Genomic DNA, 14,592 nt, shown 5'->3' with positions numbered 1-14,592 from the left:
GGTTATCACTATTTCAATTTCTCATAAATCGGTTTAAGCACTTGGTTCCAAACTTTGTCGTTTACATCACCTGCATAGCGGTAGCGGATAATGCCGTTACCATCCACGATAAAGGTTTCCGGTGCACCGTACACACCAAGATCTAACCCTAGAGATCCTTTCGGGTCGAAAATGATTGCTTTGTACGGGTTGCCATAATTGGTAAGGAATTTAATGGCTTTGGGGCGTTCATCTTTATAATCAATACCGATAATCTCTACCCCTTGTTTGGCAAGAATAGTTAAATATTCATGTTCGGCATAGCAGGTCGGGCACCACGTTGCCCAAACATTCAGTAAGCGGGGTGTCCCTGTTTTTAAAATGTTTTCGTTCAGTTGTTGTTTTTCATCAACTAAAGATTCTAGGCTAAATGCAGGCACACTTTTTCCGACTAATGCTGACTCTAATCTTTTCGGGTCATCGCCTTGAGAATTACGGGCAAGTTGAATCATAAATGCCACAGATAAAGCTAAAAATACAACTAAAGGCAGGAGAAATTTCTTATTCATTTTAGATACCCGAATTAGAACTATAATTGATAGTTAGCTTACCAAAAAATCGACTAATAAGCATTGATTTAAATAAAAAATCCGTTGCATGAACAACGGATTTACCTCGTTTTGATTATTTTCTTAATTTCACCGTTTCAATGGCGTGATCTCGCCCTTTGATTAAAATCAGGTTGGCTCGCTCTCGGCTTGGCAGAATATTTTTACGTAGATTCAAGCCGTTAATTTCTTCCCAAATTGTTGAGGCTGTATCTACAGCTTCTTGTTCAGATAAACTCGCATAATGATGGAAGTAGGAGTTTGGATCTGCAAATGCGCTACGGCGAAATTTTAAGAAGCGGTTGATATACCACGTTTTCAGTAACTCTTCCTCAGCATCGACATAAATAGAGAAATCGACAAAATCAGACACAAACACATTATGTGGGCTAGAAGGGTAGTTCATGCCACTTTGTAATACGTTTAGCCCTTCTAAAATCACCACATCAGGTTGATCTACAATATTAAATTGATCAGGAATAATGTCATAGGTTAAATGCGAATAAATCGGAGCTTTGACATTGCGTTTGCCAGATTTAATATCTGAAACAAATCGAATCAGGCTATGAATATCATAAGATTCGGGAAAGCCTTTTTTCTTTAGTAGATTTTTTTCGGTTAAGGTCGCAAGCGGATACAAAAAACCATCGGTAGTGATTAAATCCACTTTGCGCTGATAAGGATAATGAGAGAGCAATGCTTGTAAAATACGAGCTGAGGTACTTTTCCCGACTGATACGCTACCTGCAATACTAATAATATAAGGTACTTTAGGGGCTTCAATGCCAAGAAAGCGATGTAATACCGTCTGACGTTTTAAGTTTTCTTCTATATAGTATTGAATTAAACGGGCAAGGGGTAGGTAAATAGTGCGAACTTCTTCCAAAGAAAGATCTTCGTTAAAGCCTAATAAGGGTTTTAAGTCTTGTTCCGTGAGCTTTAGTGGAACAGATTTACGTAAATCTGCCCATTGCTGACGATCAAAAGTGAGAAAAGGAGTAATTTTTTGGTTTTTTTCAAGGCTCATAGCCAAAATCTCAAATTTTTTGATGATTAATTAATGCCTTTATAAGCAAATCAGGCTGCTCACTATACAATAGAAAGGTTGTTTTTGCCGTATTTATTAGGAGAAAATTCATTATTTTTTACAAAAAATAGTCATTTTGTATATTTAAAAATCGAAAGAGCGTTTTTTTAAGATTTTTTTCAAAAAATGCTTGCACACAGTTAAAATTTCCCTATAATGCACATCAATTGCTTACGACACAGCAATGCCGACTTAGCTCAGTAGGTAGAGCAACTGACTTGTAATCAGTAGGTCACCAGTTCGATTCCGGTAGTCGGCACCATTAACGCAAAGCGTAAATAAGTATTCAATTATCGTGGAGGGGTTCCCGAGCGGCCAAAGGGGGCAGACTGTAAATCTGTTGGCTCAGCCTTCGAAGGTTCGAATCCTTCTCCCTCCACCATCTCTGATATTTTGAATCGCGTAGGTCAGACGAATTTAGAACAGCGGGCATCGTATAATGGCTATTACCTTAGCCTTCCAAGCTAATGATGCGGGTTCGATTCCCGCTGCCCGCTCCAAGACGCTGATATAGCTCAGTTGGTAGAGCGCACCCTTGGTAAGGGTGAGGTCGGCGGTTCAAATCCGCCTATCAGCACCACTTCATCTAAATTCTATCTTTCTCACGCAAATTTTTATTGGTATTAATTTCTACATTATGGTTAATGGGTTCTTTTGTTCCATTGTAACCGTTTTTGTTTAAGAGGCTTTTAGAAAATGTCTAAAGAAAAATTTGAACGTACAAAACCGCACGTTAATGTGGGTACAATCGGCCACGTTGACCATGGTAAAACAACTTTAACAGCTGCAATCACAACGGTATTAGCGAAACACTTTGGTGGTGCAGCGCGTGCATTCGACCAAATCGATAACGCGCCGGAAGAGAAAGCACGTGGTATCACCATCAACACTTCACACGTTGAGTACGATACAGCGACACGTCACTACGCACACGTTGACTGCCCGGGACACGCGGACTATGTTAAAAACATGATTACCGGTGCGGCGCAAATGGACGGTGCTATCTTAGTAGTAGCGGCAACAGACGGTCCAATGCCACAAACTCGTGAGCACATCTTATTAGGTCGCCAAGTAGGTGTTCCATACATCATCGTATTCTTAAACAAATGCGACATGGTAGATGATGAAGAGTTATTAGAATTAGTTGAGATGGAAGTTCGTGAACTTCTTTCACAATACGATTTCCCAGGTGACGATACTCCAATCGTACGTGGTTCTGCATTACAAGCATTAAACGGCGTTGCAGAGTGGGAAGAGAAAATTTTAGAATTAGCAAACCACTTAGACACATACATTCCAGAGCCTGAGCGTGCGATTGATAAACCATTCTTATTACCAATCGAAGACGTATTCTCAATTTCAGGTCGTGGTACAGTAGTAACAGGTCGTGTTGAGCGTGGTATCATCCGTACTGGTGATGAAGTTGAAATCGTAGGTATCAAAGATACAACGAAAACAACGGTAACTGGTGTTGAGATGTTCCGTAAATTATTAGACGAAGGTCGTGCGGGTGAGAACGTAGGTGCATTATTACGTGGTACTAAACGTGAAGAAATCGAACGTGGTCAAGTATTAGCGAAACCAGGTTCAATCACTCCACACACAGACTTTGAATCAGAAGTTTACGTATTATCAAAAGAAGAAGGTGGTCGTCACACTCCATTCTTCAAAGGCTACCGTCCACAGTTCTACTTCCGTACAACTGACGTAACTGGTACTATCGAATTACCAGAAGGCGTAGAAATGGTTATGCCTGGCGATAACATCAAGATGACAGTAAGCTTAATTCACCCAATCGCGATGGACGAAGGTTTACGTTTCGCGATTCGTGAAGGTGGCCGTACAGTAGGTGCTGGTGTTGTTGCGAAAATCATCAAATAATTAAGCGAAAGTTTATATTTGAGATAAGCGAACAAGCGAAAGAGAGGTGTATCGAAAGGTATGCCTCTTTTTTATTGCTTGAAATTGCTAGAACAAAGTCTCAATTTGCAAAATAGTGAATAAAAAAGACCGCTTGCAACGAGGTAGGCGTATGCAAGCGGTCAGATTTTAGTTTTATTTTGCAAATGGTATTAGGCGATTTTTACTGCTTTATAACTACATTGCGGATTCATAATTAGATCTCGTGAGCGAATAATTTGTAATTCATACAAGCCTGATTTTGAAGTTTGTTCCATGACTTCATTTACCGCATTTGCGGTATGCTCAAAGGCATCTAGGTCTGATTTTCCGTTTAATAAATTCGCTACGAATAAGCCGGCAGTTAAATCACCTACACCAACTGGTTCTTTGTCAAAATGGTAAAGCGGACGGCTGATATGCCAAATACCATCTTGGTTGGCCAGTAGCATTTCAAATTTATTATTCTCTTTGCCGACACGGCTTAAATGTTTCACTAATACTTTTTTCGGACCTTTACTTAAGATAGCTTTAACTGCTTCAATTGCTTGCTCAAAATTTTCTACGGTTAAACCACTTAATTCACGCAGTTCGACTAAGTTTGGCGTGATAATATCTGCTTGTGCCATGGCAAGATTGATTAATCCTTCTTTTACACCGTCAGCTACAATGCAGCCTTTATCTGGATGTCCCATGACTGGGTCGCACACATAAATTGCATTAGGATTTTCAGTTTTTACTTTTTGGAAAGCATTAACGATTTCTTGTACCTGTTCTGCAGAGCCGATGTAGCCCGATAATACCGCATCACAGTGAGATAATTGACCGATATTATTAATGCCATCAACGATATCGCCGATTTGTTCTTTAGGGATGACCATTCCGCCCCATTTACCATATTGGGTATGATTGGAAAATTGCACGGTATTTAGTGCCCAAACATCAACACCAAGTAGTTGCATTGGGAAGGTAGCTGCTTTATTTCCGGCATAGCCAAAAACCACATGAGATTGGATGGATAGCACATTTTTCATTCATTCACTCCTTTAAAATAGAAATAATTGTTATTTTTTGGTCATTTAAGTCAGCGATGGCTTGCAGTGGAGAGAAAAATCTCTATAATTCCGCCTCGTTGTTTTCACAATGTTCAATTTGCCGACTTAGCTCAGTAGGTAGAGCAACTGACTTGTAATCAGTAGGTCACCAGTTCGATTCCGGTAGTCGGCACCACTTTCCAATTCTTATTTTTCTTCAGTTTTAATGTAAAACGGCAAGATTCTGCAAATTTCTACAAAAATCTCACCGCTTGTATTATAAAAATTGTTATACGTAGCCGTAACTCATTAAACGTTGGTAGCGACGTTCCAGTAAATCATCTTTACTGAGTTGATCTAATTCCGCTAAATCTTCTATGATGCGCTGTTTTAGATTTTGTGCAATTTGTTCAACATTACGATGTGCACCGCCTAGAGGCTCAGGAATAATATTATCAATTAATTCCAGCTCTTTTAAGCGTGGTGCGGTTAAGCCCATGACTTCCGCGGCAGTTGAGGCTTTATCGGCACTTTTCCATAGAATTGATGCGCAGCCTTCAGGGGAAATAACCGAGTAAGTGGAATATTGCAACATATTTACTTTATCGCCAACCCCAATAGCCAGTGCACCACCGGAACCACCTTCACCAATAACAGTACAAATTACAGGCACAGATAGTTGCGACATTTCACGTAGGTTACGAGCGATTGCTTCTGATTGACCACGCTCTTCTGCACCAATGCCCGGATATGCTCCCGGAGTATCAATAAACGTAATAATCGGCATATTAAAACGTTCTGCCATTTCCATTAAACGTAATGCTTTACGATAACCTTCCGGAGCCGGCATACCAAAGTTACGCTTTACTTTCTCTTTTACGGTACGGCCTTTCTGATGACCGATAACCATCACAGGACGTCCGTCAAGACGAGCAATACCGCCAACAATCGCTTTATCATCAGCAAAGGCACGATCACCAGCTAACTCATCAAATTCAGTGAAGATTTGTTCAATATAATCTAAAGTGTATGGACGGTTTGGGTGACGTGCCATACGTGAGATTTGCCAAGAGTCTAAGTTAGCAAATGTTTTCTTGGTTAATTCTTCACTTTTCTTTTGTAAACGCTTGATTTCATCATCAAGATTAATTTTATTATCTTGCTCGCTTACCGCTCTTAAAGACTCAATTTTGGCTTCAAGCTCTGCAATTGGCAATTCAAAATCTAAAAATTCTTGGCTCATTATTTTTTCCTTTTTATGGGCAAAATCGGTAGGCATTATCGCTTATCAAGGGGTTATTGTCCATTTTCAATTACACTAAATTGACCCATCGTACCTCTATCACGTAGCATAAAATCGCTAACACCGAAGGTAAAGGGTAGCTGTTCGGAGGCAGTATTATCGAAACGTACAAGAATAGTCGTTTCTTGATTAGCCTCTAACCAAAGCGTATCTCGCCAAGCAAGTTGTTTGATAGGGAATGCTTGTCGATTTTGGGTTTCGATAATAAATTTTGCACCTTGTAGCGTAAATCCGACCGCTTGATCGCTATTGAGATACCAACGTTCTATGCTACCTTTGGTCGCGGTGAAATCAATACGTTTGGGGTCAAAGCGATTTTGATTAATGAGATTATCAAGAGGGCGAATCACAAAACGGCGTTCTTGGCTGATTTTTAAATTAAATTCATCTAATGAAAATTCAGGCAAACTCGGTTTGGTGTTTACTACTGCTGCCATTCCTTCGGGGCGAAGTTCTAAAATAACATTATCAATTAATTCATCATTGTTAGAAAAAATTTGTCCGATTTTGTAAAAAATATCTCTTTTTTGACCGCTTATCAGAGAGGTGGTTTCGCCTTCACTTAAATCTACTAAGACCTCAACCCTCTCGTTTGGAGCAAGGTGGATGGATTCCATTTCCAGAGGTTCAGCTAGCATTCCTAAGCCTGTCGCAATTAGATATAGGGGTTTATCTGTATCTAAACGTAAATCATAGGCTCGTGAGAGTGAAGCATTCAACAAACGTAATCTTACCCAGCCACGAGGCACATTTAAATGAGGGGATTCCTGCCCGTTTACAAATAAGCGTTTACCTACAAACTGAGAGGTGTTTTTATCTAAAACTTGTACACCTTCTTTATTCAGTAGCTGATCTTGCAAAATCAGCGGAATATCATTTACCCCATATTTATTTGGCAAGTTAGCCTTTTTACTTTGCTCGTCTTCAATTAACCAGAAGCCTGCCAAGCCTCGATAAAGTTGAAAAGCGGAATTAAGCATTGTATCGGCGTGATACCAACAACTACAGGCTTTTTGGTTAATAGAGACAATCGGAGACCAACTGCTTTTCGGCTCAAGGTTACGATGTACCGAGCCAATCATCTCGGTAGGAGCTTGCAAGCCTTGAATATTGATTGATATTTTTTGCGGCAGGTTATTTAGATAGATCAATTTGACAAAATCGCCCGACTTCACTCGAACCGTTGGAGCTAGATATTGCCCGTTTACACCCCAAACATCTACCAATTTTCCTTTATCAAACTGTGTTTGAGCTGGGCGTAAATCCAGCCGAACAGGTTTACCGCGTCCAATATCCATTAGTGGTGGAATTTTAAGAGCAGGGCGTTCTGTCGCTAGTGCAGAAGCGGGCAATGTAGATAAAGCTCCCGCTAAAGCAGAGCCTTTTACAAACTGGCGTCGGGTTATCTGTTTTTTCATATCAGCATCAGCCATTTTTCGATTGATTGTATAATTGTGCCACTTCTTGATTAAGTTGTTCAAATTTAGCCTGCATAATGCTGTGGCATTTTTCCATTAACTCTTTGACGTTTTCACGTGAATAGTCTGAGGTGTCAATCGGATCAAGCATTTCACAAATTACCGTTCCGTTGTTCCAACGGTTTAAATCTACTTTATGATGTAAATCGGAACAAACGACCGGCACAATCGGGACGCCGGCTGAAATAGCTAAGTGGAACGCCCCTGTTTTAAACGGCAGTAAGCCACGCCCACGGCTGCGAGTGCCTTCCGGGAACATCCAAATAGACACCTGACGCTCCTTAATAATTTGTCCGACTTTATTCATTGTTTCAATCGCACTTGAACGTTTCTCACGATGAATGAAAATATTCCCTGTTGCCCAATAAACCAATCCAAAAAAAGGAATCCAAATTAGGCTTTTTTTACCGATACTGACAGTTTTTTCTGCCACCATTGATGAAATAGTGACCATATCGTAGTTATTTTGATGATTACCGATGTAGATAACCGAGTAGTTAATTTCAGGTTTTTTACGTGTAATTAGTTTTAATCCAACCAATTTATGTAATGAGCCAAACCAGCGTGCAACAACGCCAACACTGCTTGGGTGGCGGAAGCGGATTAAGGCGTAAATTGTACCGACAATAGAGATTAATATTGCAGCAAGAGCCACTAAAAAAATACGTAAAATTTTTAACATAATAATATAACCTTAAAAACGAGATCTTCGTGAGTATAGCAAAACCAGGCTATTTTCTAAAGGTTATCATAATTAAATTGAAAGGTTTCCTATTTCGCAAAAAATCTGTATATTGATACCGCTTACAACTATTCCAAGAGGAGAAAAGAATGAGTAAAGTCACTTTAGCAGGAAACCAAATCGATGTTGCAGGTACATTTCCACAAAAAGGGGATGTGGTTGCTGATTTTACCTTAGTGAATACAGATTTAGGTGATGTTTCACTTTCTGATTTTGCCGGTAAACGCAAAGTGTTAAATATTTTCCCAAGTATTGATACCGGCATTTGTGCCACCTCAGTGCGTGTGTTCAACCAAAAAGCTGCTAACTTAGCGAATACAGTAGTGTTGTGTATTTCGGCAGATTTACCTTTCGCTCAAGCACGTTTTTGTGGGGCAGAAGGCATTGAAAATGCGAAAGTTTTATCAACATTTCGTAGCCGTGATACTCACAATGCACTAGGCGTTGATATTACATCAGGTCCATTAGCTGCATTAGCTGCACGTGCAGTGATTGTATTGGATGAAAACAATCATGTTTTACATAGTGAGTTAGTACCGGAAATTAAGCAAGAGCCGAATTACGATGCAGCGTTAGCGGTATTGTAATTTTTGAGTAAAATCAGACCGCTTGTAAAGCGCAAAAAAGCCCGCTGAGTCAATCAACGGGCTTTTGTTATTTCAGTTACCAGAACTATTTCTTACGAGAATGTAAGCCTTTTTTCTCTAGGTTACGATAGATTAACCATTGCTGTGCAATTGTGATTAAGTTTGACGTTAACCAGTAAAGTACCAAGCCTGATGGGAACCATAAGAAGAATACGGTAAAGATCACAGGCATAAAGTTCATTACTTTTTGTTGCACAGGATCAGCCACCGGCGTTGGTGACATTTTTTGTAACAAGTACATTGAGCCACCCATTAATAATGGCAGAATGTAGTATGGGTCTTGCGCCGATAAGTCTTGAATCCAACCGAAGAATGGTGCATGGCGTAATTCGACCGCTTCCATAAATGTCCAATATAATGCGATGAAAATCGGCATTTGGATCAAGATTGGTAAACAGCCACCCATTGGGTTTACTTTTTCTTCTCTATAGAGCTTCATCATCTCTTGGCTCATACGCTGGCGATCATCACCGAAACGCTCGCGCATTTCTGTAATGCGTGGCTGCAACATTCGCATTTTAGCCATTGAAGTGTATTGTGCTTTTGTTAATGGGTAAAGAATCGTTTTCACCACAATGGTGACACCGATAATTGCTAAACCCCAGTTGCTCACGATTTTTTGGATTGCGGTTAATAACCAGAACAACGGTTTTGCAATAAACCATGCCCAACCGTAATCTACGGTTAAGTCTAGGTGATTAGCAGCTTCTTCCATCTCTTTTTGGTCTTTAGAACCTGTCCAAAGTTTGCTACTTAAATTTACTTCTGAATTTGGTGCGATAGTTGTTAATGGACCGCGATAACCGATAGTTGCTACACCATTGTTGGTGCGTGAATAGAGATTATTTTCTACATCTTGGTTTGGCACCCATGCCGATACAAAGTAATGCTGTAATACAGCGATCCAACCTGCTTTAGTATCGGTGTTTAAGTTCGCTTTTTCCATATCTTGAAAACTATATTTTTTGTAGTTTGTTTCAGAAGAGGAGTAAGCGCCGCCTGTGTAAGTCGGCATGGTTAAGCTGCCGGAACTTTCTATAATGGTATGTTTTAATTGACCATAAGGCTGAACTTCAATTGTTTCCGCAGTATTATTTTTGATATTGAAGTTAACGCCAATATCATAGCTACCACGTTTTAAGAGGAAAGTTTTGGTGTAAACTACGCCATCTTTTTCAAATGTGAGTGGGACAGAAAGTTCATTTTGACCTTCGCTCAATTTGAAATTATCCGCAGTTACCGCGTATTGTGGGCGGCCGGCATTAGTATCGATACCGTTTTTACCCACCAAGCCACTTTGAGCTACATAAGTTTTTTGAGCGTCTTGTTGCAGTAGTTTAAATGGAGTATTTGAGTTTAATTCAGCATTGTGTTTTAACAATTCCGAACCTACTACATCGCCACCTAAGGTATCAATAGTTAAACGTAATACATCACTTTCAACTGTGATGGTTTTTCCTTGAGTGGTTGCATCTGCGATCGCATTGTTTGCATTCGAAGCAGCTGGAACATCACTTGCCTGTTGAGTCTGAGCTGCCATTTGAGCTTGTTGAGCTTGCTTTTGCGCTTGAATTTCAGGGTCAAAATCTTGTTGCCATTGTGAGAAGATCAACATTGACACAAGAAGTAAACCCATGAGCAGTAAGCCACGATTATTCATTTTCAAATTCTCTTGTTAGTAACGGATAAAAAGAAGGGTATTTTATAATAGGTTGGCGTGTTTTCCAAACGCCTTTTATGAACAAGCGGTCGGATTTTTTAAGAATTTTGCAAAACATTGATCAAATTCGACCGCTTGTAAACACTATTCGATTAGCGTTTTTCTAAAATACGGTTTGTTAGGCGTGAGATGGCACACAAATTACCTTCTTCATCAAAGATCTCAATTTGCCACACTTGGCTACTGCCGCCTAAATGAAGTGGCTTAGCTACACCGGTTACCACACCTTGTTTCACACTTTTTAAGTGGGAAATGCTCAGTTCTGTTCCAACAGCCACTTGGTTTTCATCACACATTAAGCCTGAACCTGCTGAGCCTAAAGTTTCAGCCAAGGCCGCCGAAATGCCACCGTGTAATAACCCCCAAGGTTGCTGTGTGCGATGATCGAGAGTGAGAGTCGCTTCTAAGGTGTTATCCGTGATTTTGCTAAAACGGATACCTAAGTGAGCCACTGCTGACTGTTGGCAGAAAAGGTTCATTTGTTCAATAATTTGCTCGGGTGCTAAGCCACGAGTTGCTTGAGGGTTCCAAATTGCGGTCATTGTGTTTTTCCTGTGTAATAAAAAAGCTGTCTATTTAGACAGCTTTTTTGTATAATCCTTGCTGTGCTATGGGCGATGAACAGTGTGCTACGCCAATAGCACACTGTCTGGTCGCCTTAGTCATATAGCACTAAGGAGGTGATTTATGTGAGAGAATCGGAAATTTTCTTTCTGGTTACGTTGCTAGTTATAATAGCGACAGCCTCTAGCATTAAAGTACTCGCTATACTTGATGTGCTAGTTTGGTTATCAGATAAATAGCCTGTGACTAGGCTGAGGCAGGCTAACTACCTGCCTCACTTTTTATTCTAAGTTCTTTTTGATTGAATTTCAACCTTAAATAATTTCAAGCAATGCTTGAATCGGGTGCTTAATCCCTTGTTGTTCAAAACGTTTCACTTGTGAACGGCAAGAGTAGCCTGTAGCTAAGCAGCGTTCAAGCGGTTTGCCATTGATTTTCTTTTGCCAAGATTGTTCATAAATCGCTTTTGACATTGCTAAATGTTTCGTTTCGTGTCCGAATGTGCCTGCCATGCCACAGCAGCCAACATTTTCTGCCACTAATTTTTCACCGAAGTGGGCGAAAATAGCTTGCCATTCCTTCATTGAGTTTGGCAGTGATGTTGATTCTGTACAATGAGCAAATAGATGCCATTGCAAGCGGTCGGAATTAGCGGATTTTTTGCAACTTTCTAATTCGCCTTTTTGAATAGCCTGTTTCAGCCATTCATGAGCTAACATCACCTTAAAGTTGCCACGTTGTTCTTTAAGAATATCATTATACTCTTGGCGATAAATCAAGGTCAAAGCCGGATCGACTGCAACCATCGGCAAACCGAGTTTTGCCACACGATTTAAGAAATCCGCTTGGTTTTTGGCAGTTTTGGCAAATTTTGCCAAAAAGCCTTTAATGTGCAGGGCTTTGCCGCTTGGGTTGAACGGCAACAAAATCGGTTTAAAGCCCAGTTTTTGCGTTAAGGCGACAAAATCAGCTACTACTTTGGCATCATAATAAGAGGTGAACGGATCTTGCACGATAAACAGCATTTTGCAATTTTCAGAGGAAAATTGACCGCTTGCAGCGCGCTGTTCAAGGCTTTCCAAACTTTCTCCTTGGTAGCCGATTTCTACCAATTGATGCTGCAAATTTGGCACCGACAATGCCGGTAAATAAGTCATGCCAATGGTTTTATTTGCCACTTTTTCTGCTAAGTTTGAGGTGCTGAAAAAGTTAAAAAACTGCGGTTTTTTCGCCATGATTGGGGCGATAAATTCCAGATTCGAGACTACATAATCTTTCAAAGGGCGCAAATAGCGGCTGTGGTAAAGAGCATTAAATTGCGTTCTGAAAGTAGGCACATCAATTTTAATTGGGCATTGGCTGGCACAGGCTTTACAGGCAAGGCAGGTGTCCATTGCCGCTTTTACTTCGTGAGAAAAATCGTATTCTTTCTTTTTGTTTAGCGTATGACGAATTTTTGCTACAAAATCGGTTAGTTTTGCCGTTTTTTGTTGCGGACTAAAAATCAGCTCATCAGGTTTAACATTTTGCTCTGCTAATAAACGTAGCCATTCCCGTACCAAGGTTGCTCGCCCTTTTGGTGAATAGAGACGGTTGCCTGAAACCTTCATTGACGGGCACATGGTGCTGTGAACATCAAAGTTAAAGCATAAGCCGTTGCCGTTACAATTCATCGCTCCTTTAAATTCCTCTCGTACTTGAATCGGAATTTGGCGGTCAAAATCGGCACGCATTTGTGAGTCAATCGGATAGAGGATTGCTTCGCTATCTAACGGAGTGCAGATTTTTCCGGGGTTTAAGCGGTTTTGTGGGTCGAATAATTTTTTGATGTAACGAAGTTCTTGCCACAAAGTCTCGCCAAAGAAACGCTCACCGTAATAAGAACGCATCCCTTTACCGTGTTCGCCCCAAATCAAACCACCGTATTTGGCGGTAAGCTCGACCACTTGGTCGGAAATCTGTTTGAAGATTTCCACTTGTGTTTTATCGCATAAGTCCAATGCAGGACGTACGTGCAGCACGCCAGCATCCACATGACCGAACATACCGTAAGGCAAATTGTAGCTGTCTAATAATGCACGAAATTCAGCAATATAATCAGCTAAATTTTCCGGAGGCACAGCAGTATCTTCCACAAAGGCGATAGGCTTTGCCCAGCCTTTAGCGTTACCGAGTAAGCCAACCGCTTTTTTCCGCATTGCGTAGATTTTTTCAATGGAATTGACATCATCTGTAAGCTGATAGCCAATAATGCCTGCCTCATTATTCGCTATTTTTTGATTGAGGCTTGCACACAGGGCGTTTACTTGAGCCTCAATTTGAGATTGGTCGTTTGAGGCATACTCCACAATATTAATGCCGAGAATTGGGTTGTTTGGCTCTTCGGTTAAGAGATCAGACACTGAGTGCCAAACAATATCTTGCTTGGCAAGATTCAATACTTTGGAATCTACCGTCTCTACCGACAATGCTTTTGCCTCTAACATAAAAGGGGCGGAGCGGAGTGCTGCGTCAAATGAGTTATACTTTATATTAATGAGAGTGCGATATTTTGGGATCGGTAATAAATTCAGTTTCGCTTCACAAATAAAAGCAAGAGAACCTTCTGAGCCTGTTAAGATTCGGGTAAGATTAAATTCGCTTTCATCCTCATTAAAAACGTTTTTCAGATCGTAGCCGGTAATAAAACGGTTAAGTTGTGGTAATTCGCTTAAGACTGTTGGGCGGAGTGCTTTGCAGCGAGAGAAAATTTCACTGTGTAGAGTTTTACCTAATGTAGAGAGATTTAATTTTTCTAAATTTGCAAAAAAATCCTCAGATTTGACCGCTTGTGTTTCTAAAATTTCACCATTGATTAAGACAGATTTGATCTCAAGGATATGTGCCGAGGTTTTGCCGTATTGAAGCGAGCCTTGACCGGAGGCGTCGGTGTTAATCATTCCGCCTAGTGTTGCACGATTACTGGTAGAAAGCTCCGGTGAAAAGAATAAACCGTGCGGTTTTAAAAATTGATTAAGTTGATCTTTTACTACACCTGCTTGCACACGAACCCAGCGTTCTTCTACATTTAATTCTAAAATTTGGTTCATATAGCGGGATAGGTCAACAATAACATTATTATTCAGCGATTGCCCGTTTGTGCCGGTACCTCCACCACGAGGAGTGAAGGTTAAATCTTGATATTCTGCTTTCTGAGCGAGCTTAGTAAGTATCACTACATCAGAAACTGATTTTGGAAATAAAATCGCTTGGGGTATTTGTTGATAGACACTATTATCAGTCGCAAGAGATAAGCGATCTGCATAGCTTGAGGTGATATCTCCACTAAAATGCTGACTGACTAGCTCGTCTAAATAAGACTTTGTCGTGGCATTTAATTGAGGTACTTCAGAAAGTCTAGGAATCATAGTTGTGTTTAATTTGTGTGTAATTGTTATAAAATAGACGGAATTTTGCTTATATTAGCAAGATTTCGAATAATTGGGAATGAACATTCTATTGGTTAAATTATGTTCAAAAGCTTGTTTTTTG

At 40.3% G+C, this 14,592-nt stretch carries 11 protein-coding genes and 5 tRNA genes; 7 read left to right on the top strand and 9 right to left on the bottom strand.

What is annotated here, in order from left to right; genetic code table 11:
• Positions 1 to 8: 8 nt before the first annotated feature.
• A complete protein-coding gene (locus A4G16_RS08980; protein WP_165889582.1) occupies positions 9 to 548 on the bottom strand; it encodes a DsbE family thiol:disulfide interchange protein in 540 nt (179 codons plus the stop codon).
• A 115-nt stretch (positions 549 to 663) separates the two neighbouring features.
• Entirely contained in the window at positions 664 to 1,614 is a 951-nt protein-coding gene (gene coaA, locus A4G16_RS08975) for a type I pantothenate kinase (protein ID WP_165889581.1), read from the bottom strand.
• Positions 1,615 to 1,860: 246 nt separating this feature from the next.
• Here coaA and A4G16_RS08970 point away from each other — a divergent pair.
• The 5 genes from A4G16_RS08970 (at position 1,861) to tuf (ending at position 3,555) form a co-directional block, all read left to right on the top strand.
• A tRNA-Thr gene (locus tag A4G16_RS08970) sits at positions 1,861 to 1,936 on the top strand.
• A gap of 35 nt (positions 1,937 to 1,971) precedes the next feature.
• Positions 1,972 to 2,056 (top strand) — tRNA-Tyr (locus A4G16_RS08965).
• A 43-nt stretch (positions 2,057 to 2,099) separates the two neighbouring features.
• Positions 2,100 to 2,174: transfer RNA gene (locus A4G16_RS08960), tRNA-Gly, on the top strand.
• Between the two features lie 4 nt (positions 2,175 to 2,178).
• Positions 2,179 to 2,254: transfer RNA gene (locus A4G16_RS08955), tRNA-Thr, on the top strand.
• A 116-nt stretch (positions 2,255 to 2,370) separates the two neighbouring features.
• Positions 2,371 to 3,555 (top strand): elongation factor Tu, encoded by a 1,185-nt coding sequence (tuf, locus tag A4G16_RS08950; RefSeq protein WP_027073920.1) that lies wholly within the window; start codon positions 2,371 to 2,373, stop codon positions 3,553 to 3,555.
• Between the two features lie 191 nt (positions 3,556 to 3,746).
• On the opposite strand, the gene pdxY is transcribed toward tuf, so the two are convergent.
• Complete coding sequence (gene pdxY / locus A4G16_RS08945) at positions 3,747 to 4,607, bottom strand: pyridoxal kinase PdxY (RefSeq protein ID WP_165889580.1); 861 nt, start codon at positions 4,605 to 4,607, stop codon at positions 3,747 to 3,749.
• Between the two features lie 120 nt (positions 4,608 to 4,727).
• Between pdxY and A4G16_RS08940 the strand changes: the two genes are divergently transcribed.
• Positions 4,728 to 4,803: transfer RNA gene (locus tag A4G16_RS08940), tRNA-Thr, on the top strand.
• Positions 4,804 to 4,896: 93 nt separating this feature from the next.
• On the opposite strand, the gene accA is transcribed toward A4G16_RS08940, so the two are convergent.
• The 3 genes from accA to A4G16_RS08925 are packed head-to-tail and all read right to left on the bottom strand — an operon-like array spanning position 4,897 to position 8,070.
• A complete protein-coding gene (gene accA, locus A4G16_RS08935) occupies positions 4,897 to 5,850 on the bottom strand; it encodes an acetyl-CoA carboxylase carboxyl transferase subunit alpha (protein ID WP_165889579.1) in 954 nt (317 codons plus the stop codon).
• 53 nt (positions 5,851 to 5,903) lie between these two features.
• Positions 5,904 to 7,328: a multicopper oxidase domain-containing protein gene (locus A4G16_RS08930; protein WP_165889931.1), complete on the bottom strand. Its 1,425-nt coding sequence runs from the start codon at positions 7,326 to 7,328 to the stop codon at positions 5,904 to 5,906.
• Between the two features lie 7 nt (positions 7,329 to 7,335).
• Positions 7,336 to 8,070 (bottom strand): 1-acylglycerol-3-phosphate O-acyltransferase, encoded by a 735-nt coding sequence (locus tag A4G16_RS08925; protein WP_165889578.1) that lies wholly within the window; start codon positions 8,068 to 8,070, stop codon positions 7,336 to 7,338.
• A 149-nt stretch (positions 8,071 to 8,219) separates the two neighbouring features.
• Here A4G16_RS08925 and tpx point away from each other — a divergent pair, with 149 nt between their 5' ends.
• Positions 8,220 to 8,717: a thiol peroxidase gene (gene tpx / locus A4G16_RS08920; protein WP_165889577.1), complete on the top strand. Its 498-nt coding sequence runs from the start codon at positions 8,220 to 8,222 to the stop codon at positions 8,715 to 8,717.
• An 85-nt stretch (positions 8,718 to 8,802) separates the two neighbouring features.
• Here tpx and yidC read toward each other — a convergent pair whose 3' ends face one another.
• From yidC to A4G16_RS08905, 3 genes are all read right to left on the bottom strand, one after another.
• Positions 8,803 to 10,437, bottom strand: a complete 1,635-nt coding sequence (yidC, locus tag A4G16_RS08915; protein WP_165889576.1) for a membrane protein insertase YidC — start codon at positions 10,435 to 10,437, stop codon at positions 8,803 to 8,805.
• A gap of 152 nt (positions 10,438 to 10,589) precedes the next feature.
• Complete coding sequence (locus tag A4G16_RS08910; protein WP_051498301.1) at positions 10,590 to 11,039, bottom strand: hotdog fold thioesterase; 450 nt, start codon at positions 11,037 to 11,039, stop codon at positions 10,590 to 10,592.
• A 336-nt stretch (positions 11,040 to 11,375) separates the two neighbouring features.
• Positions 11,376 to 14,468 (bottom strand): FAD-binding and (Fe-S)-binding domain-containing protein, encoded by a 3,093-nt coding sequence (locus A4G16_RS08905; RefSeq protein ID WP_165889575.1) that lies wholly within the window; start codon positions 14,466 to 14,468, stop codon positions 11,376 to 11,378.
• Between the last annotated feature and the right edge of the window lie 124 nt (positions 14,469 to 14,592).

This window comes from Mannheimia granulomatis, assembly GCF_011455695.1.
Lineage (GTDB): Bacteria > Pseudomonadota > Gammaproteobacteria > Enterobacterales > Pasteurellaceae > Mannheimia > Mannheimia granulomatis_A.
Note: the sequence above shows the minus strand (reverse complement) of the source record. Positions and strands in the feature narration are given on the sequence as shown.

Coding starts and splice junctions, on each gene's coding strand:
- A4G16_RS08925 (WP_165889578.1), bottom strand. CDS start 8,070: ATGTTAAAAATTTTACGTATTTTTTTAGTGGCTCTTGCTGCAATATTA.
- A4G16_RS08930 (WP_165889931.1), bottom strand. CDS start 7,328: ATGAAAAAACAGATAACCCGACGCCAGTTTGTAAAAGGCTCTGCTTTA.
- tuf (WP_027073920.1), top strand. CDS start 2,371: ATGTCTAAAGAAAAATTTGAACGTACAAAACCGCACGTTAATGTGGGT.
- A4G16_RS08910 (WP_051498301.1), bottom strand. CDS start 11,039: ATGACCGCAATTTGGAACCCTCAAGCAACTCGTGGCTTAGCACCCGAG.
- coaA (WP_165889581.1), bottom strand. CDS start 1,614: ATGAGCCTTGAAAAAAACCAAAAAATTACTCCTTTTCTCACTTTTGAT.
- accA (WP_165889579.1), bottom strand. CDS start 5,850: ATGAGCCAAGAATTTTTAGATTTTGAATTGCCAATTGCAGAGCTTGAA.
- tpx (WP_165889577.1), top strand. CDS start 8,220: ATGAGTAAAGTCACTTTAGCAGGAAACCAAATCGATGTTGCAGGTACA.
- pdxY (WP_165889580.1), bottom strand. CDS start 4,607: ATGAAAAATGTGCTATCCATCCAATCTCATGTGGTTTTTGGCTATGCC.
- A4G16_RS08905 (WP_165889575.1), bottom strand. CDS start 14,468: ATGATTCCTAGACTTTCTGAAGTACCTCAATTAAATGCCACGACAAAG.
- A4G16_RS08980 (WP_165889582.1), bottom strand. CDS start 548: ATGAATAAGAAATTTCTCCTGCCTTTAGTTGTATTTTTAGCTTTATCT.
- yidC (WP_165889576.1), bottom strand. CDS start 10,437: ATGAATAATCGTGGCTTACTGCTCATGGGTTTACTTCTTGTGTCAATG.